This is a genomic window from Kitasatospora sp. NPDC101176 (assembly GCF_044768035.1).
Lineage (GTDB): Bacteria > Actinomycetota > Actinomycetes > Streptomycetales > Streptomycetaceae > Kitasatospora.
The window spans coordinates 24,517-47,621 of record NZ_JBIWPA010000050.1 but is presented as its reverse complement, the minus strand read 5'-3'; the positions used below and the strand labels follow the sequence as shown (position 1 = coordinate 47,621).

The window sequence follows — 23,105 nt, the reverse complement described above, 5'->3', positions numbered from 1 at the left end:
CGAGGGAGTCCAGATCAGGCGTCACAACCGATCTTTGGACTCCCTCGCTTCATGTCATGCGCGCCAGCGAGCCCTTGGCATCAATCATCTAGTCGCGCCAGAGCAGCAGGACGGCGCGGTCGTCGTTGATGTCCCGGGCCACCGTCTCGATCAGGGCCGCCGCCGCACCCGCACCCGCACCCGGCCCGCTGCCGGGTACCAGACGGTCCGCCTCCCCCATCAGCCGGTCCATCCCCTCGGAGAGGTCCCGGCCAGGCTCCTCGACCATGCCGTCGGTGCAGAGCATCAGCACGTCGCCGCGGTTCAGCCGGCCGCGCACGCCGTCGAACTTGGCGCCGTCGTAGATCCCCAGCAGCGGGCCCTCCGCCTCCTTGACCTCCCAGTGCCCGGCGCCCGCCAGCCGCTGCATCCCGGGCAGGTGCCCTGCCGACAGCAGCTCGTACTCGCCGGTGTCCAGGTCCAGCACCAGGTGCACCGCGGTGGCGAAGCCCTCCTCCCACGACTGGCGCAGCAGGTAGCCGTTGGCGGCGGGCAGGAAGTCGTGCGCGGGCAGCGAGCCGACCAGGCCGCCGAAGGCCCCGGACAGCAGCAGTGCCCGGGAGCCGGCGTCCATGCCCTTGCCCGAGACGTCCGCGAGGACCACCTCCAGCAGCCGCTGGCCCGGACCGGTCCGGGCGGCGACCACGAAGTCCCCGGAGAAGGACTGCCCGCCGGCCGGGCGCAGCGCCATGTCCGCGTGCCACCCGCTCGGCAGCTCGGGCACCCGGCTCTGCACCCGCAGCCGCTCGCGCAGGTCGAACAGCATGGTCGAGCCGCCCCACCAGGGCACCCCGACCCGGGCCCGGAACTGGGCCAGCAGCAGGCCGCCCACCCCGGCGGCGCCGACCACCAGGGCCGCGCCCGGGGTCACGCCGTAGGTGTAGGCCTCGGGGTTCTCGCTGGCCACCCGCTGGCCGGTGTGGATCACGGACTCCGCGGAGAGGCCGAGCGCGGCCAGCGCGTACAGCACCACCAGGCTGCCGGGGCGCAGCAGTAGCGCGCCGGCCAGGATCGGCAGGACCAGCGCCGTGGGCGGGGCCCAGGCGGGCATCCAGACGTTGAGCACGATCAGCAGCGGCACGAGCAGGGCGAGCGCGCAGAGCACCGGCCAGTCGGCGGCCCCGCCGCGGAAGTAGTCGACTCCGGCCGTGCGCAGCCTTCGGCGGGCCCGGCGGAGCACCATGCGCAACCGGGCCGTCACGGGCGCGGACGCCTTGGCGGCGCCGGGCCTCGTCGCAGTCGTCTGGGGCGGTGCGCCCGGCGGTCTGCCAGCCATGGGGCCCGACCCTATCCACGGGTACCGCCCGGCGTCGACGGCTCGGACGGTGGCGAATGCGCCGTGGCGCGGGCCGGTCAGCCGGTTTCGGCCGATCGGCGCCGCGGCGGGCGCGACGTCAGGAGGCGTGCGCCGGTTGGGCGTACGAACCACACGGGCGGCGCACGCGCCCCGCGCGGGGCGTCGATCGCACGCCGGGGACCTGTGTCCGATGACACAGGCCGGCCGGGCCGCGGACCGCTCGGGCCGCTCGGGCCGCCGGACGCGGCGGTGGGCAGCGTCGGCGGGCGACAGACGACAGACGACAGACGACGACGGCCGGCCGCACGCGAAGGTGCGACCGGCCGTCGGAGGAGGGTGGACGGGGAGGGATCAGCCCTGCGGGTGGTGGGCCGGGATCGGCGGGAGCTCGCCGGTGGTCTCGTACTCGCTCAGCATCTCGATCCGGCGGGTGTGCCGGGGCTCGCCGCTGTAGGGGGTGTTGAGGAAGATCTCGACGAACTTCGTGGCCTCCGCGAGGGTGTGCATCCGGCCGCCGACGGAGATCACGTTGGCGTTGTTGTGCTCGCGGCCGAGCGAGGCGGTCTGCTCGCTCCAGGCCAGCGCCGCACGCACGCCCTTGACCTTGTTGGCGGCGATGGCCTCGCCGTTGCCCGAGCCGCCGATCACAACGCCCAGTGCCTCCGGGTCGGCGGCGGTGCGCTCGGCGGCGCGCAGGCAGAACGGCGGGTAGTCGTCCTCGGCGTCGTAGATGTGCGGCCCGCAGTCGACCGGCTCGTGGCCGGCCTCCTTGAGCCACTCCACGAGGTGGTTCTTCAGTTCGTATCCGGCATGGTCGGAGCCCAGGTACACGCGCATGCCATGAGTGTGGCATGCGCCTGGCCCCGGGCTCCGCACAGGGCCGGGCGCGCCCGGCGCCCCTGACGCCCGGTTCGCCGGGAAGGGCCTCAGCGGCGGCCGAGGAGCTTCCAGGCGAGCGGGAGGGCACCGGCGGCGAGGACGGCCTTCAGGGCGTCGCCGACCAGGTAGGGGTAGAGGCCGAGTTCGGCCGCCCGGGCGAGCGGGACGTGCAGCGACAGGGCCAGGTACGGGACACCGACCGCGTAGACGGCGAGGCTGCCGAGAACCATCGTGACGGCGGTGTTGACCGGGGTGCGGTCGGCGCCGCGGCGGGCCAGCGCGCCGGTCAGGCCGGCGGCGAGGACGAAGCCGAGCACGTAGCCGAGCGAGGGCATCGCCCAGCCGGAGGTGCCCTCGGCGAACCAGGGCATGCCCGCCATGCCGGCCAGCAGGTAGAGGCCGAGCGAGGCGACGCCGCGGCGGGTGCCGAGCGCGGTGCCGACCAGCAGGGCGGCGAAGGTCTGGCCGGTGACGGGCACCGGGGAGCCGGGGACGTTGACGGACAGCTGGGCCGCCACACCGGTCAGTGCGGCGCCGCCGGCCACCAGGGCCAGGTCGCGGGCCTGGGCGCCGAGGCGGGTGGTCGCGGACGGCAGCAGGTCGGCGAGGACGGCGCGGCGCGGTATCGGGGTGGTGGCAGTGGCCATCGGGGGTCTCCTCCGGGAGGGTGCTCAGGTGAGTGAACACCTGTGAACCTACGTGGTGATCCACTCCGCCACCGCCACGGTTTCGGACAAAGCCCCGCCCTCGACCGTTGTCGGGTCCGGCCCATTCCGGCCCAAACCGACGGCGAGTGACCACCCGGTCGCACCTGGTGACCGTCCGGACCACATGGTGGGCCCGGCGCCGACCACGTTGGCATGACCCGAGGTGTCCCCGGATATTGGACAACTCATGCCGCATTCCGCACAGTCTGGAACCAACCCTATGGCCCCCACCTCCGCGCCCACCGCGCCCGGGACCACCGACACCGGCGCTCCCCCGGCCTCCGGCCAGCAGCTCTCGCACGGCCTCAAGCAGCGCCACCTGTCGATGATCGCGCTGGGCGGGGTGATCGGCGCCGGCCTGTTCGTCGGCTCCGGCGCGGGCATCGCGGCCGCCGGCCCCGCGATCATCCTGGCCTTCACCCTCTCCGGCCTGCTGGTCATGCTGATCATGCGGATGCTCGGCGAGATGTCCGCCGCCCGGCCCGCCTCCGGCTCGTTCTCGGTGCACGCCGAGAAGGAGGTCGGCCCCTGGGCCGGGATCACCGCGGGCTGGATGTACTGGGTGATGCTGTGCTGCGGCGTCGCGGCCGAGGCCACCGCCGCCGGGAAGATCGTCAACGGCTGGGTCCCGGGCGTCTCCGCCTGGGTCTGGGTCGGCCTGTTCATGGTCTTCTTCTGCGCCAGCAACCTCACCGCCGTGAAGAACTTCGGCGAGTTCGAGTTCTGGTTCGCCACCATCAAGGTCGCCGCGATCATCGCCTTCCTGGTCCTCGGCGGGCTCGGCGTGGCCGGGGTGCTCGGCCCCGGCTCCCCCGGCACCGACAACCTGACCGGCCAGGGCGGCTTCCTGCCCACCGGCGTCAGCGGACTGATCGTCGGCCTGCTGGCCTCGGTCTTCGCCTACGGCGGCCTGGAGACGGTGACCATCGCCGCGGCCGAGTCCGACGATCCCAAGAAGAACGTCGCCAACGCGGTGCGCACGGCGGTGTGGCGGATCGCGATCTTCTACATCGGCTCGATGGCCCTGGTCGTCACCCTGGTCTCCTGGAAGGACCCGGCGGTCGTCGCCGACGGCCCGTACGTGACGGTGCTGCGCCACCTGGGCGTGCCCGGCGCCGGGACGATCATGGAGGTGGTGGTGCTGATCGCGCTGCTCTCCGCGATGAACGCCAACATCTACGGCGCCTCCCGGATGGCCTACTCGCTGGTCGGCCGCGGCCAGGGCCCCAAGGCGCTGGCCAAGGTGAGCGGCGGCGTGCCGCGCCGGGCGGTGCTGGTCTCCTGCCTGTTCGGCTTCGGCGCCGTGCTGGCGGCCAAGTTCTGGCCCGACACCGTGTTCACCTGGCTGATGAACACCACCGGTGTGGCCATCCTGGTGGTCTGGCTGTTCATCTGCATCGTCCAGCTGAAGATGCGCCGCCGGCTGGAGCGCGAGGCGCCCGAGCTGCTCACCGTGAAGATGTGGGGCTACCCGTACCTGACCTGGGTGGCGATGGCCGCCGTGGTCGGCATCCTCGGCCTGATGACCACCACCGAGGGCAACCGGGAGCAGCTGTACGCGGCCGGGGTGCTGGTCGTCCTGCTGATCGTCGCCGGCCTGGTCAAGCAGCGCCGGGACGCCGCCGCCCGCTGAGCCCGCACGCACGCCCGGAGGCCCGGTACCGCTGGTCGGTACCGGGCCTCCGGGCGTGCAGGGGCGTCGCCTACTCGAAGGACGGGCCCGCCGTACGGGTCCGCTTGATCTCGTAGAAGCCCGGGGTGGAGGCCACCAGCAGGGTGCCGTCCCACAGCCGGGCCGCCGCCTCGCCCTTGGGGGCCGGGGTGACGACCGGGCCGAAGAAGGCGACCCGCTCGCCGACCGCGCCCTCGACCGCGATCACCGGGGTGCCGACGTCCTCGCCGACCAGGGTGATGCCCTCCTTGTGCGAGGCCCGCAGCGCCTCGTCGTACTCCTCCGTGTCGGCCGCGTCGGCCAGCTCGGCGGGCAGGCCGGCCGCCACCAGGGCGGCCCGGACGGTCTCCCGGTTCTGCGGCAGGCCCTGGTTGTGGAAGCGCAGGCCGAGCTCGGTGTAGAGCCGGCCGAGCACCTCGTCGCCGTGCTGCTGGGCGGCCGCTATGCAGACCCGCACCGCTCCCCAGGCGTTGTCCAGCAGCTCGCGGTAGTTCTGCGGCAGGTCGCGGTGCTCGTTCAGCACCGACAGGCTCATCACGTGCCAGTTCACGTCCACCGGGCGCAGCTGCTGCACCTCGATCAGCCAGCGGGACGTCATCCACGCCCACGGGCAGGCCGGGTCGAACCAGAAGTCGGCGGTCTTGCGCTCAGCGGCAGTCGTCACTGCGGTCGTCCTTCGTGAGTGCTAGTGGATCGGGGAGGTGTTCCACCCCGAGCAGCCCAACACCCCGCGCGTGCCGCTGATTCCGGCCCGCCACCACGGCTGTGCAATGGTACCGGCGCCGGAGGGCGTGAAAGGATGCCCCTGCGGGGCGCGGACACCGCGTGCCGAGACCGCACCACCCACAGACGCACCACCGTGCGAGCCGGACAAAGGAGTACCGCCGTGCCGGGCAAGAACCTGAGCCGCGACGAAGCCCAGCAGCGGGCCAGCATCCTGGCCGTGGACGGCTACCGGGTCCGGCTGGACGTGACCTCCGCCCCCGATCCCGCGGCCGCCGTCTTCCGCTCCACCACCACGGTCGCCTTCCGCTGCTCCGAGCCCGGCGCCGCCACCTTCCTCGACCTGCTCGCGCCCGCCGTCCGCTCGATCACCCTGAACGGCCGCACGATCGACCCGGCCACCGCCTACGACGGCGCCCGCGTGCACGTCGACGGCCTCGCCGCCGAGAACGTCCTCACCGTCGAGGCGGACTGCGCCTACAGCCGCACCGGCGAGGGCCTGCACCGCTTCACCGACCCGGTGGACGGCGAGACGTACCTCTACACCCACTACGAGCCGGCCGACGCCCGCCGGGTGTTCGCGACCTTCGAGCAGCCCGACCTGAAGGCCCCGTTCACCTTCACGGTGACCGCCCCCGCCGCCTGGGACGTCCGCTCCAACGCCGTCCACGAGACCGTCACCACCGAAGGCGCCGCCCGGACCTGGGAGTTCGCGCCGACCAAGCCGATCTCCACCTACCTGACCGCCGTCGTGGCCGGCCCGTACCACGTCGCCGCCGACCACTACAGCCGCGAGCTCGCCGACGGCACCACCCTGGACGTCCCGCTCGCCGCGCTGTGCCGCAAGTCCCTCGCCCGGTACTTCGACGCGGACGAGATCCTCGGCGTCACCAAGCTCGGACTCGACTTCTTCCACGAGGAGTTCGACTACCCGTACCCCTTCGGCAAGTACGACCAGGTGTTCGTCCCCGAGTACAACATCGGCGCCATGGAGAACCCGGGCTGCGTGACCTTCAAGGAGGAGTTCGTCTTCCGCTCGAAGGTCACCGACGCCGCCTACGAGAGCCGCGCCAACGTCATCCTGCACGAGATGGCGCACATGTGGTTCGGCGACCTGGTCACCATGCGTTGGTGGGACGACCTGTGGCTGAAGGAGTCCTTCGCGGACTTCATGGGCTCCTACGGCCTGATCGGCGCCCGCACCCGGTACTCCTCGGCCTGGGTCACCTTCGCCAACCAGCGCAAGGCCTGGGCGTACCGGCAGGACCAGCTGCCCACCACCCACCCGATCACCGCCGACATCCGCGACCTCGAGGCCGCCAAGCTCAACTTCGACGGCATCACCTACGCCAAGGGCGCCTCCGTCCTCAAGCAGCTGGTGGCCTACGTCGGTTCCAAGGCCTTCTTCGAGGGCGCCCGCCGCTACTTCAAGCGCCACGCCTTCGGCAACACCGAGCTCACCGACCTGCTGGACGTGCTGGAGGAGACCAGCGGCCGCGACCTGCGTTCCTGGGCCGCCGCCTGGCTGCAGACCGCCGGGGTCAACTCGCTCACCCCGCAGCTCACCACCGACGCCGCGGGCCGGATCACCGAGCTCGCCGTCGTCCAGGACGGCGACGTGCTGCGCCCGCACCGGATCGCGGTCGGTCTCTACGACCGGGACCCGGACGGCGCCCTGGTGCGCTCGGAGCGGATCGAGCTCGACGTCACCGGCGCGCGCACCGTCGTCGCCGAGGCCGTCGGCCGCCCCCGCCCGGCTCTGGTCCTGCTCAACGACGACGACCTCACCTACTGCAAGATCCGCTTCGACCCCGACTCGCTGGAGACCCTGCGCGCCGGTCTCGGCGACATCCGCGACGACCTGGCCCGGGCGCTCGCCTGGTCCGCCGTCTGGAACCTCACCCGGGACGGCCTGATGCCGGCCCGCGACTACGTCGCCCTGGTGCTGCGCTTCGCCGGGCGGGAGGGCAACATCGGCGTGCTGCAGTCGCTGCACCTCCAGGCGAAGACCGCCGTCGACCTCTACGCCGACCCGGCCTGGCGGGCCGAGGGCGGCCGCCGGCTGGCCGACGGCGCCCTGCACGAGCTGCGCGCCGCCGTCCCCGGCAGCGACCACCAGCTGGCCTGGGCCCGCTTCCTGGCCCAGACCGCGGGCGGCGCCGAGCACCTCGGACTGGTCCGCGGCCTGCTGGCCGGCAGCGCCCGGATCGACGGCCTGGACGTCGACCAGGAGCTGCGCTGGGCGCTCTGGCTGGCCCTGGCCGCCGCCGGCCAGGCCGGGGACGAGGAGCTGGCCGGCGAGCTGGCCGCCGACAACACCGCCAGCGGGCGGCGCCAGTACACCCAGTGCCTGGCCGCCCGGCCCACCCCGGAGGCCAAGGCGGCCGCCTGGTCGGCCGTCGTCGACTCGGACGAGCTGCCGAACGCCCTGGTCGAGGCCAACATCGCGGGCTTCTCGGTGGCCGCCCACCGCGACCTGACCGCGCTGTACGCGGCGCCCTACTTCAAGCTGCTGGAGCGGGTCTGGTCCGAGCGGACCATCGAGATCGCGATGCGCATCGTCGCCGGGTTCTTCCCGCGGGCCCAGACCGGCGAGCCGACCCTGGCCGAGGCGGACGCCTGGCTGGACGGCCACCCGCAGGCCGCTCCGGCGCTGCGCCGCCTGGTCCTGGAGTGCCGCGACGACCTGGCCCGCGCCCTGCGGGCGCAGGCCTGCGACCGCGCCTGACGGAGCTGCGAGGGGCCCGCCGTGTCCGCACGGCGGGCCCCTGCGCGCACCCCGGCCGAGCGGCGCCGGGCGGATCGGCCGGGGTGCGCACGGGCCGGGCGGATCGGCCGGGGAGCTGGTCGAGGCCGCCCGGCCCGCGGGTCAGCCGCGGCGCAGGCCGCGGTCCAGGGCGGCGATGGCGCTGCCCTGCGCGTCGTCGCCGTCCAGCGACCAGACCATCACGCCGCCCAGGTCGTTCCGGCGGACGTACCGGGCCTTCTGGGTGAGCACCTCGGCGGTGTCGTAGCTGTAGAAGGTGGAGCCGTCGTACTTCCACGACGCACCGTGGTCGCGGTCCCAGTAGACCTTGCCGGGCAGGGCGTTGACCTCCTTGTAGGAGCGGTCGGGGGCGGCGGCGGTGGCGCTCTGGTAGAGGCCGCCGCGCCCGCCGGCCGCGACGCCCGTCCAGCCGTGGCCGTACAGCGGGGCGCCGAGCACCGTCTGCTCGGACGGCAGGCCGCGCTCCTGGTAGTGCACGACGGCGGCGTCGGCGCTGCGCCGGCGCGGCTCGGGGTCGGTCGGGTCGGAGTACAGGTTGGCCTGGTGGTTGGCCGGGCCCGTGCCCTCCCAGGGGCCGTGCAGGTCGTAGGTCATCACGTTGAGCCAGTCCACGGAGTCACTCAGCGCGGGCAGTTCGAGCCGGTCGGCGACGGTCTCGTTGGCGGCGACGGCGGCGGTCAGCAGGTAGTGCTTGCCGCCCTTGCCGTGCTTGCCGCCCCTGGCGCCGAGTTCGTCGAGCTGGCGGCGGAACTCCTGCATCAGCAGGGTGTAGTTGCGCCCGTCCTCGGGGCGGACCACGTTGCCCGGGTCCCCGCCGCCACCGGGGTACTCCCAGTCGATGTCGATGCCGTCGAAGACGCCCGCGGCCGCGCCGGCGCCGCCCTCCGGGGAGCCGGGCAGGACGGGCAGGTCGCCCTTGAGGTAGAGGTCGATGCAGGAGGAGACGAACTTCTTGCGGGCGGCGTCGGTGGCGGCCGCGTCGGAGAAGTACTTGGACCAGCTCCAGCCGCCGAGCGAGATGACGGTGCGCAGCTGCGGGTTCTTCGCCTTGAGCTTGCGCAGCTGGTTGAAGTGGCCCTTGAGCCGCTGGCCGGGGGTGTCGGCCACGCCGTCCACCGAGTCGGCGGCGGAGAAGGCGCGCTGGTAGTCGTTGTGGGCGTCGCCCTGGCCGGGGGCGTCGGTCTCGTAGCAGGTGCCGTCGGCGGAGACGTTGCCGAAGGCGTAGTTGACGACGGTGAGCTTCCCGGCCTGGCCGGACTCCTGGACCCGCTTGGCGGAGCTGTCGGCGCCCCACTGCGTGAAGTAGCCGACGCGCTGGCCCTTCAGCTTCGGGCCCTGGTGGGCTTCGGCGGCGTTGGCGGTGGCGGGGGCGGCGAGCAGCGCGGCGACGGTGGCGGCGAGCAGGGCTGAGGCGCGAGTGGGCATACCGGACCTGTTCTCTGAATCGGCGTCAATTGGTCTGGACCAGCTGGCATAGAGGTTTAGTCCATGACGGGCGCACCGCACAAGGGGCGGGGCCGGGAGACGCGGCATGCAGAAGGGGCCGGACCGCGTGGTGCGGTCCGGCCCCTCAGGCCTGGCGGGGTGCTCAGCCGATCAGCGAGCGCAGCACGTACTGCAGGATGCCGCCGTTGCGGTAGTAGTCCGCCTCACCGGGGGTGTCGATGCGGACGACCGCGTCGAAGGTGACGTCGCCGGCGGTGACCCGGACGGTCTTCGGGGTGCGGCCCTCGTTCAGCTCGGTCACGCCGGTGAAGGAGAAGGTCTCCTCGCCGGTCAGGCCCAGGCTGTCGGCGTTCTGGCCCTCCGGGAACTGCAGCGGGAGGACGCCCATGCCGATCAGGTTCGAGCGGTGGATGCGCTCGTAGGACTCGGCGATGACGGCCTTGACGCCGAGCAGCGCGGTGCCCTTGGCCGCCCAGTCGCGGGACGAGCCGGAGCCGTACTCCTTGCCCGCCAGCACGACCAGCGGGATGCCGGCGGCCTGGTAGTTCTGCGAGGCGTCGTAGATGAACGACACCGGCGCGTCGGCCTGGGTGAAGTCGCGGGTGTAGCCGCCCTCGGTGCCTTCCGCGATCTGGTTGCGCAGACGGATGTTGGCGAAGGTGCCGCGGATCATGACCTCGTGGTTGCCACGGCGCGAGCCGTAGGAGTTGAAGTCACGCTTCTCCACACCGTGCTCGGTGAGGTACTGCGCCGCCGGGGTGCCCGGCTTGATGTTGCCGGCCGGGGAGATGTGGTCGGTGGTGACCGAGTCGCCCAGCTTGGCCAGGACGCGGGCACCGGCGATGTCGGTCACCGGGCTCGGGGTCTTGGCCATGCCCTCGAAGTACGGGGGCTTGCGGACGTAGGTGGACTCGGCGTCCCACTCGAAGGTGTTGCCGGTCGGGACGGGCAGCGACTGCCAGCGGTGGTCGCCGGCGAAGACGTCCTGGTAGCCCTTGTCGAACATGGCCTCGTCGATGGAGCCGGCGACGACGTCGGCGACCTCCTGCTCGGACGGCCAGATGTCGGCGAGGAACACGTCGTTGCCGTCGGCGTCCTGGCCCAGGGCGTCGCGGGTGATGTCGACGTTCATGTTGCCGGCGAGGGCGTAGGCGACCACCAGCGGCGGGGAGGCCAGGTAGTTCATCTTGACGTCCGGGTTGATCCGGCCCTCGAAGTTGCGGTTGCCGGAGAGCACCGAGACGACGGCGAGGTCGGCCTCGTTGACGGCGGCCGAGACCTCCTCGGGCAGCGGGCCCGAGTTGCCGATGCAGGTGACGCAGCCGTAGCCGACCAGGTTGAAGCCCAGCTTCTCCATGTACGGGAGCAGGCCGGCCTTCTCGTAGTAGTCCATGACGACCTTGGAGCCGGGCGCCAGGGTGGTCTTGACCCAGGGCTTGACGTGCAGGCCCTTCTCCACGGCCTTCTTCGCCAGCAGGGCGGCGCCCAGCATGACGGAGGGGTTGGAGGTGTTGGTGCAGGAGGTGATCGAGGCGATCACGACCGCGCCGTTGTCGATCTCGTAGGTCGAGCCGTCGGGGGCGGTGACGGCGGTCGGCTTCGAGGCCTCGGCGGCGTAGGTCGGCAGCGCCTCGGCGAACCGGGCGGCGGCCTCGGCCAGGATCACGCGGTCCTGCGGGCGCTTCGGGCCGGAGATCGACGGGACGACGGTGGAGACGTCCAGCTCCAGGTACTCGGAGTAGACCGGCTCGACCGACGGGTCGTGCCAGAGGCCCTGCTCCTTGGCGTACGCCTCGACCAGGGCGAGCTGCTGCTCGTCGCGGCCGGTGAGCTTCAGGTAGTTGATGGTCTCGGCGTCGATCGGGAAGATCGCACAGGTCGAGCCGAACTCCGGCGACATGTTGCCGATGGTGGCGCGGTTGGCCAGCGGGATCGCGGTGACGCCCTCGCCGTAGAACTCGACGAACTTGCCGACCACACCGTGCTTGCGCAGCATCTCGGTGATGGTGAGCACGAGGTCGGTGGCGGTGGTGCCGGCCGGCAGCTGGCCGTTCAGCTTGAAGCCCACCACGCGCGGGATCAGCATGGAGACCGGCTGGCCGAGCATCGCGGCCTCGGCCTCGATGCCGCCGACGCCCCAGCCCAGCACGCCCAGGCCGTTGACCATGGTGGTGTGCGAGTCGGTGCCGACGCAGGTGTCCGGGTAGGCCTGGCCGTTGCGGACCATGACCGTGCGGGCCAGGTGCTCGATGTTGACCTGGTGGACGATGCCGGTGCCCGGGGGGACGACCTTGAACTCGTCGAACGCGGTCTGGCCCCAGCGCAGGAACTGGTAGCGCTCCTTGTTGCGGCCGTACTCGATCTCGACGTTCTGGACGAAGGCGTCCGGGGTGCCGAACTTGTCGGCGATGACCGAGTGGTCGATGACCAGCTCGGCCGGGGCCAGCGGGTTGATCTTGGCCGGGTCGCCGCCCAGCTCCTTGACGGCCTCACGCATGGTGGCGAGGTCGACCACGCACGGCACACCGGTGAAGTCCTGCATGATCACGCGGGCCGGGGTGAACTGGATCTCCTGGCTCGGCTGGGCGTCGGCGTCCCAGTTCCCGAGCGCGCGGATGTGGTCGGCGGTGATGTTCGCGCCGTCCTCCGTGCGGAGCAGGTTCTCCAGCAGCACCTTGAGGCTGTACGGCAGCCGCTCGGAACCCTCGACGGCGGAGAGCTTGAAGATCTCGTACGACTCGTCGCCCACCTGCAGCGAGCTGCGGGCGTCGAAGCTGTTCGCGGACACGACTGACTCCTTCTGGGTGCTTCGTGCTATATCCGGCCGTCAGGGTGGTAAGGTCGGCCTTACTTAGGCTTACCTTGCCTGCTGTACCGGCGAGCGCCTCTCGGTAAGTATCTTGATATCGAGATATATCGTAAGGGGCAGTTATCTCGATGTCGAGATAAACCATAGTGCATGCTGCCGTCTTCACCACCGCAGGCATGCCCGGGCGGACGTCGGTGCAGCTCAGCGGCCGTCCGGACCGCGGCGGCGGCGCTCCAGCCTGATCAGCCAGACGAGCCCCGCCACCACCGCGGCGGCCACCAGCAGCACCGCCACCAGCTCACCACCGGAACCGCCGGTCGGCGACGGGGCCACATCGGCCAGCAGGATCGTCGTCATGCCATCTCCTCCTCGTTCCGCACCGGGCCGCCCCCTCGGACGGCCCCCAGACCCAGCACCAGCATCAGCAGCACCGGGAACTCCAGATAGGCGTGGTAACTGGCCACCGCCGCGTACAGCGCCCGGCCCTGCGCGTAGTCCACCGCGAAGAGCACCGCCAGCAGCCCGCCCGCCGCAGCGCCCAGCGCCCAGGGCCGCCCGCCGCGCAGCGCCGGCACCCGGGCGTCGAACCCCTCCGCCGCCTCCGGCGCGTACCGCGGCAGGAACCACACCCAGACCACGTAGTGCATCGTCTGCAGGAAGGCGAACACCGCCAGGAAGCGCAGGCCCACCCCCGGCGTCAGCCACGCCGGCGGGGTGTAGGCCGCCACCAGCCGGCCCGTCCAGCCCTGGGCGCCCCGCGCCAGCCAGCGGTCCAGCACCCCGCCCAGCAGCAGCGCCGGCACCACCAGCACCCACCCCGCCTGCAGCACCAGGAACGCCGTGCGCCCCCGGGTCAGCCGGCGCGACCACTCCCACAGGAACAGCAGCGGCACCACGTTGTGCAGGTGCGCCAGCACCACGAAGTGGTACGCCGGGAACGCCAGCGACGCCGAGGCCGCGACCGCCAGCACCAGCCCGGCCGCCGCCAGCGGCAGCCGCCGGCCGCGCAGCCCGTACCGGCAGGCCGCCGCCAACAGCCCGTAGGCCAGCAGGATCTCCGCCCGCTGCGCGAGCGGCGAGGGCGGCAACAGGCGGCAGACCACGATCCCGGTCACCAGGGCCAGCAGCAGCCGCAGCAGCGGACCGGCCAGCACCGCGGCGAAACGGCCCGCCACGTAGCGCAGCTCCAGGACGTTGTGCAGCAGCCCGAAGGCCGCGAGACCCAGCACCGCCAGACCGGTCGGCGCCCGCAGCGCCAGCACCAGCGCCGCGGCGGCCGCCAGCGCGAAACCCGCCAGCGGCGCCGCACCCAACCGGGCGGCGGCCCCCGGCGCGGGCCAGAGGGCCGGGACCGCGGCCGGCCCCGCACCCGGTACGACGTCGGTGGCCATGGTCCCCTCCCCGTGGCACGATCCCCGCCGTGCCCTACGCCCTCGCCCTGGGCCTCACCCTGCTGGTCGAGGTCCCCGTCTACACCGCCGCCCTCACCCGGGCCGGCGGCATCCGCCCCGGCCGGGCGGCGGCCGCCGCCGTCCTGGTCAACCTGGCGACGCACCCGCTGCTGTGGAGCTCCCTGGGGCACTTCTCCGCCGGGCCCGCCGCAGCGTACTGGACGGCCTTCGGGCTCGGCGAGGCCGCCGTCTGCGCGGTCGAGGCCGCCCTGCTGGCGCCGCTCGCCGGGACGTCGGTGCGCGGCCCGCTGCCCTGGGTCGCCGCCGCCACGGCCAACGCCGCCTCCGTCCTGGCCGGGCTGCTGCTCGGGCGGTAGGGCCCGCGGCGCCGGGTGTCGGTACGGTGGGCCGTCGAACCGCAGGTAGCCGCGGAGACGCGCTGGAACGGGCCGGGGGCCGACCGATGATCGTGGTGGACGCATCCGCACTGGTGCTGGCACTCGCCGACGGGGGCGAGCGCGGGGCCGCCGCCCGGGCCGAACTCGCCGCCGACCCCGACTGGACGGCCCCCGAACACGTCGTCGTCGAGGTGATGCAGTCGCTGCGCGGCCTCTACCTCGCCAGGGAACTGACCGCCGACCGGGTCGCCGAGCTCACCCGCGAACTGGCCGGGCTGGCGATCCGCAAGGTCGAGGTGGCACCGCTGCTCGCACGGATCTGGGAGCTCAGGGACAACCTCACCCCGGACGACGCCGCGTACGTGGCCGTCGCCGAGCTCCACGGGGTGCCGCTGGTCACCGCCGACCTGCGGCTGATGCGCGCCAGCGGGCCGCGCTGCGAGATCCGGGGGATCCGGCGGGCCGCGGACCGGGCCTGACGGTGCCCTCGGCGGCCCGGCCGCGTTAGCAGGGTGTCCGTCGTCCTGCCCGTGGGAGGCCCCCGATGCCCGCTCCGTTCGCCGCCGCGCTGCTGCCGCTCGCCCTGCTCGCCCCCGCCGCGTCGCCGGTCTCCCTCGTCGAGGCCGACTTCGACCCGGCGACGGCCTTCGTCCCGCCCGCCGCCGTCAGCTACGCGGACGACCTCGTGCCGTACGGCTCGCACGCGACCGTCGTCACCGACCGCTCGACGCCCGGACGCACCGTGCTCACCGTGACCGTCACCGGGCTCGCGCCCGGACACGAGTTCCCGGCGCACCTGCACACCGGCGCCTGCGGGGCCGACCCGGCCTCGTCCGGGCCGCACTACCAGGACGCCGTCGACCCGGTGCAGCCGTCGACCGACCCGGCCTACGCCAACGACCGCAACGAGCTGCGGCTCGTGCTGCGCACCGACGAGCAGGGCGACGCCACCGCCTCGGCCGCAGTGGCCTGGCAGCCGCGGGCGGGCCAGGCCCGCTCGCTGGTGCTGCACGCGGGCACCCCGGCCGGCCCGCACGCGGCGGGCGACCGGGTGGCCTGCGTCGGGCTGGAGAAGTAGCCCCCGGGCCCGTGCGCGGGCCGGGGTGGCCGGGGTGGCCGGGGCGGGGCGGGATCCAGGGCCGGGGGCGGGGGCGGGGGCGGGGTTGAGCGTCGTCAGGAACCGAGGGTGGCGACGAGGACCGCCTTGATGGTGTGCAGGCGGTTCTCGGCCTGGTCGAAGACGACGGAGTGCGCCGACTCGAACAGCTCGTCGGTGCACTCCAGCTCGGTCATGCCGGTCGCCTCGTACATCTGCCGGCCGACCACCGTGCCGAGGTCGTGGAACGCGGGCAGGCAGTGCAGGAACTTCACGGCCGGGTTGCCGGTGGCCCGGACGGTGTCCATCGAGACCTGGTACGGCTTGAGCAGCTCGATCCGCTCGGCCCAGACCTCCTTGGGCTCGCCCATCGACACCCAGACGTCGGTGTAGAGGAAGTCCGCGCCGGCCACGCCCTCGGCCACGTCCTCGGTGAGCGTGATCCGGGCGCCGGTGGAACCGGCCAGCGCCTCGGCCGCCTTGCGGACCTCCTCGGCCGGCCACAGCGCGCGCGGGGCGACGATCCGGATGTCCATCCCCAGCAGGGCACCGGTGACCAGCAGCGAGTTGCCCATGTTGGAGCGGGCGTCGCCGAGGTAGGCGAGGGCGACCCCGGTGAGCGGCTTGGTGGTGTGCTCGGTGATGGTGAGCACGTCGGCGAGCATCTGGGTCGGGTGCCACTCGTCGGTGAGGCCGTTCCAGACCGGGACGCCGGCGTGCGCGGCCAGCTCCTCGACGACCTCCTGGCCGTGGCCGCGGTACTCGATGCCGTCGAACATCCGGCCGAGCACCCGGGCGGTGTCCCGGATGGACTCCTTGTGGCCGATCTGCGAGCTGGCCGGGTCGAGGTAGGTGGTGGAGGCGCCCTGGTCGTGGGCGGCCACCTCGAAGGCGCAGCGGGTGCGGGTCGAGGTCTTCTCGAAGATCAGCGCGATGTTCTTCCCGCGCAGCCGGGGCTGCTCGGTGCCCGCATACTTGGCCGCCTTGAGCCCGGCGGCGAGGTTCACCAGGAAGCGGAACTCCTGGGGCGTGAAGTCGAGCTCCTTGAGGAAGTGCCTGTTCCGGAGGTTGAAGGCCATACCGGGCTCCTGGGACGACGGGACGTACGGGAAAGCGGCAAGTGTATACGACGTTCAGAATTTCTATACAAAGCGGGGGTGAACGAGGAGGGAGACCGGACGGACTCCCCCCTCGTACCAGTCTGCCCAGTCCTCGGTACCAGTCCGCCTGGTCCGCGGTACCAGTCCGCCCGGTCCGTGCCAGGGACGGCCCCGTCGGCGGACTACAGGCGCGGATCCACCGGCTCGGACTCCAGTGCCAGCACCGCGAACACCGGCTCGTGCACCCGCCACAACGGCTCACCGGCCGCCAGCCGGTCCAGCGCCTCCAGACCCAGCGCGTACTCGCGCAGCGCCAGCGACCGCTTGTGCCCCACCGACCGCTCGCGCAAGCGGTCCAGGTACTCCGTGTAGTCCGGGCCGTAGACGATCCGCAGGTACTCCCGGCCGCGCACCTTCACGCCCGGCTGCACCAGCCCGCCCGGACGGCCCTCGCCCCGCGCGGTGCGCACCAGCGAGGCCAGCGGCTTGACCACCATGCCCTCGCCGCCCGCCGCGGTCAGCTCCTCCCACCAGGCCGTGGCGGCGGCCAGCGAGGCCTCGTCCGCGGTGTCCACCAGCAGGCGGCCGGTGCGGCGCAGCAACGGCTCCCGGGATTCCCCGGCGTGGGCGCCCCCGGCCTCCCCCGTGCGGGTGCCGTCAGCGGCGTCCGGCACCCGGGACGCGTCCCCGCAGGCCGCCTCGTCGGCGTCCACCAGCCGGTCGATCCAGGCCAGGTGCTCGTCGTGCGGACGCACCGCCAGGTTCGCCCCCTCCGCGGCCAGCACCTGGAACGGCGCCAACCGGACGCCCGACAGGCCTTCGGTCGGCCAGCAGTAGCGCCGGTACGCCTCGGTGAACGCCTCCGCGTCCGCCGCCCGCCGGCGCTGGCGGCCGGTCAGCTCCGCCACGTCCAGCCCGCGGCCGGCCGCCCGCTCCAGCGCGGCCAACGCCTCCGGCAGCGCCGCGCCCGCCGCCGCACCGACCGCCGCGTACTGGCGGCGCAGCAGCTCGACGGCCTTCAGCGACCACGGCATCAGCTCGGCGTCCAGCAGCAGCCAGCCGGTGCCCAGCTCGTCGAAGAGACCCGACCGCTCGGCGGCCTCCCGCACCCGGCCCAGCACCGCGGCCGTCAGCTCCTCGTCGGCGAGGAACGCCCGGCCCGTCCTGGTCCAGACCGCGCCCGGGCCGGCCACGCCGAACCTCCGCTCCAGCTCCCCGTCGTCCCGCGACACCAGCACCACCGCGCGCGAGCCCATGTGCTTCTCCTCGCAGACGAGGTGCCGCACGCCGTCCGCGCGGTAGCCGGCGAACGCCTCGTACGGGTGCTCCAGGTGACCGTCCCGGCGGGAGGCCGCGCTCGGCGCCATGGTCGGCGGCAGGTAGGCGAGCAGCCGCGGGTCCAGCGCGAAACGGCTCATCACCTCCAGCGCCGCGGCGGCGTTCTCCTCCCGCACCGCGACCCGCCCGTGCAGCGCGGTCTCGACGCTGCGCCGGCCCGCCACGTCGGCGAGGTCCAGCGGACGGCCGTCGCGGGCGCCCGGCGCGTCGCTCACCAGCGGCCGCACCGGCGCGTACCACTCGCGCTCGGCCGGCACGCCCACCACCTCGCGCTCGGGGTAGCGCAGGGCCGTCAGGCTGCCGCCGAACACGCAGCCGGTGTCCAGGCAGAGGGTGTTGTTGACGAAACCCGCCGTCGGCACCGGGGTGTGGCCGTACACCACCAGCGCCCGGCCGCGGTACTCCTCCGCCCAGGGGTAGCGCACCGGCAGCCCGAACTCGTCGGTCTCGCCGGTGGTCTCCCCGTACAGCGCGTGCGAGCGGACCCGGCCGGAGTTGCGGCCGTGGTAGCGCTCCGGCAGACCGGCGTGGCAGACCACCAGCGCCCCGCCGTCCAGCAGGTAGTGGCTGACCAGACCGCGCATGAACTCCCGCGCCTCGGCCCGGAACTCCTCGGACTCCCCGGCCAGCTGGTCCAGCGACTCCTGCAGGCCGTGGGCGACGGTGACCTTCTTGCCGTCCAGCGCGCGGCCCAGCTTGTTCTCGTGGTTTCCGGGCACGCAGAGCGCGTGCCCGGACGCGACCATCCCCATCACCAGGCGCAGCACACCCGGCGTGTCCGGGCCGCGGTCGACCAGGTCCCCGACGAACACGGCGGTGCGGCCCGCCGGGGGCACCGCGTCCACCGGGCGGCCCCGGGCGTCCCGGGTCAGCGTGTAGCCGAGACGGGTCAGCAGGGTCTCCAGTTCGGAACGGCAGCCGTGGATGTCGCCGACGATGTCGAACGGGCCGGTCAGGTGGCGCAGGTCGTTGTAGCGCTTCTCCAGCTCGATCCCGGCCGACGCCACCTCGGCCGCACCGCGCAGGACGTGCACCTTGCGGAAGCCCTCGCGCTCCAGACCCTTGAGCGAGCGGCGCAGCTCGCGGTGCTGGCGGGGGACGACGTGCGCCGCCAGCCGGCGGTCCGGACGGCTGCGGTTGCGTTCCGCGCACACCCCGGGCGGGACGTCCAGCACGATCGCGATCGGCAGCACGTCGTGGTCGCGGGCGAGCTGCACCAGCCGTCGCCGCGCCTCCGGCTGCACGTTGGTGGCGTCCACCACGGTCAGCCGGCCGGCCGCGAGGCGCTTGCCGACGACGTAGTGGAGGACGTCGAAGGCGTCGGCGGAGGCGGACTGGTCGTTCTCGTCGTCGGCGACCAGACCGCGGCAGAAGTCGGAGGAGACCACCTGCGTGGGCAGGAAGTGGCGCCGGGCGAAGGTCGACTTGCCCGAGCCGCTGGTGCCGATCAGGACGACCAGGGAGACGTCGGTGACGGGGAGACGGCGGGCGGCCGTCCCCTCCCCGGCTCCTTCGATCCTTCCGTCGGTGGCTTCGTCGGTCATCGGGGATCGCCTCCTTCGGGCGTGGTGGGGGTGCCGGGCGTGGTGCGGAGCGTGGTGGGGGTGGCCGGAGGCGTGGGGGTGCCGGGCACGGCGGGTACGTCGGGGGCGGCGGGTACGGCGGGAGCGTCGGGGGCGGCGGGTACGGCGGGAGCGTCGGGGGCGGTCCGGAAGAGCGCCAGCTGGGTCGGCGCACCGACCTCCCCGTCCTCCGGACCGACCGGGCGCAGCTCCACCGCGTACCCGTACGTGGCCGCGACCCGCTCGGCCCAGTCGCGGAACTCGGCCCTGGACCACTCGAAGCGGTGGTCGGCGTGCCGGACCGCGCCCGCCGGCAGGCTCTCCCAGCGCACGTTGTACTCGACGTTCGGCGTCGTCACGACCACCGCACCGGGCCGGGCCGCACCGAACACCGCGTACTCCAGCGCGGGCAGCCGCGGCAGGTCCAGGTGCTCGATCACCTCGCACAGCACCGCCGCGTCGAAGCCCTTCAGCCGGGCGTCCGTGTAGGTCAGGGCGCCCTGTTCCAGCGTCACCCGGGCGGCCTGCCGCTCCGGCAGCCGGTCCAGCCGCAGGCGACGGGCCGCCGCCTGCAGCGCCCGCGCGGACACGTCCAGGCCGAGGACCGCCGTGAAGCGGGGGTCCTTCAGCAGCTCACCGACCAGCTCGCCCTGGCCACAGCCGAGGTCCGCCACCCTGGTCGCGCCCGTCTCGCGCAGGGCCAGCAGGATCGCGGCACGCCGCTGCTCGGCGAGCGACGGCGGCTTCGGGCCGTCCGGCACCACGGTCGGGTCCACGGCCTCGCCGGTGAGGGGCCCGGACACCCCGGGCCGCTCCCCGAAGCGGCCCCCCGGCCGCTCCCCGCTGTCCGGGCGGTCCTCCTCCAGCGGGCGGTCGTCGACCGCGTTGTCGATCTCCTCGGGGGTGCGGTCGTCCGCCTCCGCGAGCCGGGCCAGCTCCAGGCGCTCCATCGCCGCGCGGGTCAGCGACCAGCGCCGGGACAGGTAGCGGCGGGCGATCAGGGCGCGCTCCGGGTGGTCCGCCAGCCAGCCCTCGCCCGCGGCGAGCAGCTTGTCCACCTCGTCCGGCGCGACCCAGTAGTGCTTCGCACCGTCCAGCACCGGCAGCAGGACGTACAGCTGCTGCAGGGCGTCGGCCAGCCGCACCGACTCCGAGGCCAGCGCGAGCCGCACGTACCGGGACCCGCCCCACTGCGGGAAGGCCTCGTCCAGGGGAACGGTCCGTGCCTCGACCCGCCAGCCCAGCGGCTCGAACAGCCTGGCCACCAGCTCCGGGCCGCCGCCCTCCCCCGCACCGTTCGCCGGCACCGCGGGCAGCTCGATCCGCAGCGGGCGCGGCCGGTCCGCCAGCCCGGGCCGGGCCGGACAGTCGCCCTTCATCGCCGACCGGAACACCGTCCGCAGCGCCACCGCGAGCAGCGAGGACGCCGCGTAGGGGCGGTCGTTGACGTACTGGGCGAGCGCGAAGTCGGGCGAGCCGCCGCGGCCCTTGCCCCGGCCCCGGCGGACCAGCGCGATCGGGTCGACGTCCAGCAGCAGCGCCGCCGTGCAGACGTCGTCGCCCGCCTCGGGGTAGAAGACGTGCGCCTCGCCGTGCGACGTCGCGAAACGCTGGACCTTGTCCGGGTGCTTGTGCAGCAGGAAACCGAGATCGGTCGCGGGGCTCCCGGCGCTGCCGGTGGTGGAGATCGACATGAACACCCGCCCGAGTATCGCCGAGCGCGCGGGGGCCCGGCACCCGGGTTTTCACCCGCCGGGCGGCCTGGTCGGCGGTCTCCGGACCGGCCCGACGGGCCGGTCCGGCACCACCGCGACCCCCGCCGGGCGCCGTGTCCGCACGATGGGCGTGTTCGGCAGCCCGGGCCCGCATTGGCTAACGTGCACGATGTGACTGCTGAATCCACCTCCCTCCCGAACGGCGCCGTCGCCGCAGGTCTGGCCACCATCGCCGCCGACGGCACCGTCCTCGACACCTGGTTCCCCGCCCCGGCTCTGGCCGCCGAGCCGGGCCCGGCCGGCACCGTCCGCCTGACCGCCGAGCAGGCCGAGGCCGAGCTCGGCGCCGGCGCGGCCGAGGCGCTGCGCGCCGACGCGCGCCGCGGCGTCGAGGTGGTCGCCGTGCGCACCACCATCGCCTCGCTCGACGAGAAGCCGCTCGACACCCACGACGTCTACCTGCGTCTGCACCTGCTCAGCCACCGTCTGGTCCAGCCCCACGGCCAGAACCTGGACGGCGTCTTCGGTCTGCTCGCCAACGTGGCCTGGACCAGCATCGGCCCCGTCCCGGTGGACCAGGTCGAGCAGGCCCGCCTCGCGGTGCGCGCCCAGGGCGGCCAGCTCGCCGTGTACGGCATCGACAAGTTCCCGCGGATGACCGACTACGTCGCCCCGAGCGGTGTGCGCATCGCCCACGCCGACCGCGTCCGCCTCGGTGCCCACCTGGCCGCCGGCACCACCGTGATGCACGAGGGCTTCGTCAACTTCAACGCCGGCACCCTCGGCACCTCGATGGTCGAGGGCCGGATCAGCGCGGGTGTCGTCGTGGGCGACCACAGCGACATCGGCGGCGGCGCCTCGATCATGGGCACCCTCTCCGGCGGCGGCAAGCAGGTCGTCTCGGTCGGGCAGCGCTGCCTGCTCGGCGCCAACGCCGGCATCGGCATCTCGCTCGGCAACGACTGCGTCGTCGAGGCCGGCCTCTACGTGACCGCCGGCACCCGGGTCACCACCCCGGACGGCACGGTGGCCAAGGCCGTCGAACTGTCCGGTCAGGACAACCTGCTGTTCCGCCGCAACTCGCAGACCGGCGCCGTCGAGGTCATCGCCCGCTCGGGCTCCTGGGGCGGCCTGAACGCCGACCTGCACGCCCACAACTGACCTGCGGGCGCACGCCGTCGGGGGGCCCGGAGCCGAGACCGCTCCGGGCCCCTCCGCGTGGGCCCGGCGCCGTCAGGGCTTGCGGTGGCGCCCCGGCGCCCGGCGCGGCTGCGCCGGCCAGGCCGACCGCACCACGCCGTCACCCCCGATGCCGTACAGGATCCGCTGCGCCGCCGCATAGTCCTCGGCGACGGCCTCGGGCAGCCACTGGTAGCCGTCCCAACGCACGATCAGCCGCGGCTGCGCCGGCGCCACGTGCGCGCCGCGCCCCCGGCCCGCGTCCCCGCCGCCGTGGATGCCGTCGTGGATGCCGTCGCGGGTACCGCCGTGGCTGCCGTCGCCTTCGGTGACTCCGAGCCCCACGGCCCGCAACTGCCCGACCGGCCGCCGTCGTTGTTCCCGCCTCGCCGCCCACTGGGCCAGCGGCTCCTCCTCGTCCATCGCCCCAGTCTGGCCCCTCGACCCCGGTGCGGGGCAGCCGAATCACCCTCCCGAGCGACACCCCGACGCAGCCTGACGCGCCGCCCGTGCCGGCGGCCGCCGCCCTTCCCGGGCCTCACCCGGACCGGCCCGCACCGGGACGGCGCCGGGCCCGTCGGCGCGGCGCCGAGGGCCCGGCGGTCGGCCCGGGGAGCCGTATCCTCGCCGAGTGGACCGGCTGGGCGCCCTCCGCGGGCTCCGGCCCGTCGAAGCACTCGATGAGCAGCTCGCCGCGCAGGTCGTCCAACTCCTCGACCGCTCCCGCCAGTAGGGCCTGCACCCACGCTTCCAGGGATCCGTTCGCCAACGCGGCGTTCGGCACCCGGCTGACCGGTGGCGGCCCCATCACCTCCCACCCCGACCCGCCGTCCGCGCGGAACAGCAGCCGGTACCAGGAGGGCTGCCAGTACGGCTTCTTCAACGAGGATCAACTCCCGGTGTCGTCTCGGTCGGTGAGCCCCTCCGGGGCCGGCCGTGCGGAGCCGGACCGGCCCCGGAGGGGGTGGGGGCCGGACCGGGGCGCCG

At 73.7% G+C, this 23,105-nt stretch carries 19 protein-coding genes; 6 read left to right on the top strand and 13 right to left on the bottom strand.

Features of this window, described 5'->3' with window-relative positions; genetic code table 11:
* Positions 1-88: 88 nt before the first annotated feature.
* The 3 genes from ACIRS1_RS37790 to ACIRS1_RS37780 all read right to left on the bottom strand — a co-directional run bounded on the left by ACIRS1_RS37790 (position 89) and on the right by ACIRS1_RS37780 (position 2,862).
* The gene (locus ACIRS1_RS37790) at positions 89-1,222 is read right to left on the bottom strand and encodes a PP2C family protein-serine/threonine phosphatase (protein WP_387898639.1); all 1,134 of its coding nucleotides are present in this window, start codon (positions 1,220-1,222) and stop codon (positions 89-91) included.
* Positions 1,223-1,687: 465 nt separating this feature from the next.
* A complete protein-coding gene (locus ACIRS1_RS37785) occupies positions 1,688-2,173 on the bottom strand; it encodes a ribose-5-phosphate isomerase (RefSeq protein ID WP_360211592.1) in 486 nt (161 codons plus the stop codon).
* Positions 2,174-2,262: 89 nt separating this feature from the next.
* A complete protein-coding gene (locus tag ACIRS1_RS37780) occupies positions 2,263-2,862 on the bottom strand; it encodes a biotin transporter BioY (RefSeq protein ID WP_360211594.1) in 600 nt (199 codons plus the stop codon).
* Between the two features lie 280 nt (positions 2,863-3,142).
* Here ACIRS1_RS37780 and ACIRS1_RS37775 point away from each other — a divergent pair, with 280 nt between their 5' ends.
* A complete protein-coding gene (locus tag ACIRS1_RS37775; protein ID WP_402847154.1) occupies positions 3,143-4,555 on the top strand; it encodes an amino acid permease in 1,413 nt (470 codons plus the stop codon).
* Between the two features lie 70 nt (positions 4,556-4,625).
* Here the strand turns inward: ACIRS1_RS37775 and ACIRS1_RS37770 are convergent, their stop codons facing one another.
* Entirely contained in the window at positions 4,626-5,258 is a 633-nt protein-coding gene (locus tag ACIRS1_RS37770; RefSeq protein ID WP_402847152.1) for a DsbA family protein, read from the bottom strand.
* 222 nt (positions 5,259-5,480) lie between these two features.
* On the opposite strand from ACIRS1_RS37770, the gene pepN reads away from it, so the two are divergent.
* The gene (pepN, locus tag ACIRS1_RS37765) at positions 5,481-8,045 is read left to right on the top strand and encodes an aminopeptidase N (RefSeq protein WP_402847150.1); all 2,565 of its coding nucleotides are present in this window, start codon (positions 5,481-5,483) and stop codon (positions 8,043-8,045) included.
* A gap of 141 nt (positions 8,046-8,186) precedes the next feature.
* Here the strand turns inward: pepN and ACIRS1_RS37760 are convergent, their stop codons facing one another.
* The 4 genes from ACIRS1_RS37760 to ACIRS1_RS37745 form a co-directional block, all read right to left on the bottom strand.
* Positions 8,187-9,509 carry a glycoside hydrolase family 18 protein gene (locus ACIRS1_RS37760; protein WP_402847149.1) on the bottom strand — a complete coding sequence of 441 codons (1,323 nt, stop codon included), beginning with the start codon at positions 9,507-9,509 and terminating at the stop codon, positions 8,187-8,189.
* A gap of 163 nt (positions 9,510-9,672) precedes the next feature.
* Positions 9,673-12,318 carry an aconitate hydratase AcnA gene (gene acnA / locus ACIRS1_RS37755; RefSeq protein WP_402847148.1) on the bottom strand — a complete coding sequence of 882 codons (2,646 nt, stop codon included), beginning with the start codon at positions 12,316-12,318 and terminating at the stop codon, positions 9,673-9,675.
* Between the two features lie 222 nt (positions 12,319-12,540).
* Positions 12,541-12,696, bottom strand: coding sequence for a hypothetical protein (locus ACIRS1_RS37750; RefSeq protein ID WP_360211606.1), 156 nt, complete (start codon positions 12,694-12,696; stop codon positions 12,541-12,543).
* Complete coding sequence (locus ACIRS1_RS37745) at positions 12,693-13,730, bottom strand: hypothetical protein (RefSeq protein ID WP_402847147.1); 1,038 nt, start codon at positions 13,728-13,730, stop codon at positions 12,693-12,695. Before ACIRS1_RS37745 ends, ACIRS1_RS37750 begins: the two co-directional genes overlap by 4 nt.
* 29 nt (positions 13,731-13,759) lie before the next feature.
* Here ACIRS1_RS37745 and ACIRS1_RS37740 point away from each other — a divergent pair, with 29 nt between their 5' ends.
* The 3 genes from ACIRS1_RS37740 (at position 13,760) to ACIRS1_RS37730 (ending at position 15,206) form a co-directional block, all read left to right on the top strand.
* Positions 13,760-14,107 carry a hypothetical protein gene (locus tag ACIRS1_RS37740; protein ID WP_402847146.1) on the top strand — a complete coding sequence of 116 codons (348 nt, stop codon included), beginning with the start codon at positions 13,760-13,762 and terminating at the stop codon, positions 14,105-14,107.
* Between the two features lie 95 nt (positions 14,108-14,202).
* Positions 14,203-14,607, top strand: a complete 405-nt coding sequence (locus ACIRS1_RS37735) for a type II toxin-antitoxin system VapC family toxin (protein ID WP_360211612.1) — start codon at positions 14,203-14,205, stop codon at positions 14,605-14,607.
* 65 nt (positions 14,608-14,672) lie between these two features.
* Positions 14,673-15,206 (top strand): superoxide dismutase family protein, encoded by a 534-nt coding sequence (locus ACIRS1_RS37730; protein ID WP_402847145.1) that lies wholly within the window; start codon positions 14,673-14,675, stop codon positions 15,204-15,206.
* A gap of 95 nt (positions 15,207-15,301) precedes the next feature.
* Here the strand turns inward: ACIRS1_RS37730 and argF are convergent, their stop codons facing one another.
* The 3 genes from argF to ACIRS1_RS37715 form a co-directional block, all read right to left on the bottom strand.
* A complete protein-coding gene (argF, locus tag ACIRS1_RS37725) occupies positions 15,302-16,303 on the bottom strand; it encodes an ornithine carbamoyltransferase (protein ID WP_360211616.1) in 1,002 nt (333 codons plus the stop codon).
* 203 nt (positions 16,304-16,506) lie between these two features.
* Positions 16,507-19,206: a polynucleotide kinase-phosphatase gene (locus ACIRS1_RS37720; protein ID WP_402847143.1), complete on the bottom strand. Its 2,700-nt coding sequence runs from the start codon at positions 19,204-19,206 to the stop codon at positions 16,507-16,509.
* Positions 19,203-20,924, bottom strand: coding sequence for a 3' terminal RNA ribose 2'-O-methyltransferase Hen1 (locus tag ACIRS1_RS37715; RefSeq protein WP_402847142.1), 1,722 nt, complete (start codon positions 20,922-20,924; stop codon positions 19,203-19,205). Before ACIRS1_RS37715 ends, ACIRS1_RS37720 begins: the two co-directional genes overlap by 4 nt.
* 186 nt (positions 20,925-21,110) lie before the next feature.
* Between ACIRS1_RS37715 and dapD the strand changes: the two genes are divergently transcribed.
* Positions 21,111-22,100 carry a 2,3,4,5-tetrahydropyridine-2,6-dicarboxylate N-succinyltransferase gene (dapD, locus tag ACIRS1_RS37710; RefSeq protein WP_402847141.1) on the top strand — a complete coding sequence of 330 codons (990 nt, stop codon included), beginning with the start codon at positions 21,111-21,113 and terminating at the stop codon, positions 22,098-22,100.
* Positions 22,101-22,172: 72 nt separating this feature from the next.
* Here the strand turns inward: dapD and ACIRS1_RS37705 are convergent, their stop codons facing one another.
* Together ACIRS1_RS37705 and ACIRS1_RS37700 are read right to left on the bottom strand one after the other, a co-directional pair.
* Positions 22,173-22,541, bottom strand: a complete 369-nt coding sequence (locus ACIRS1_RS37705) for a DUF6087 family protein (protein WP_402847139.1) — start codon at positions 22,539-22,541, stop codon at positions 22,173-22,175.
* Between the two features lie 115 nt (positions 22,542-22,656).
* Positions 22,657-23,001 (bottom strand): hypothetical protein, encoded by a 345-nt coding sequence (locus ACIRS1_RS37700; RefSeq protein ID WP_402847138.1) that lies wholly within the window; start codon positions 22,999-23,001, stop codon positions 22,657-22,659.
* Positions 23,002-23,105: the final 104 nt, after the last annotated feature.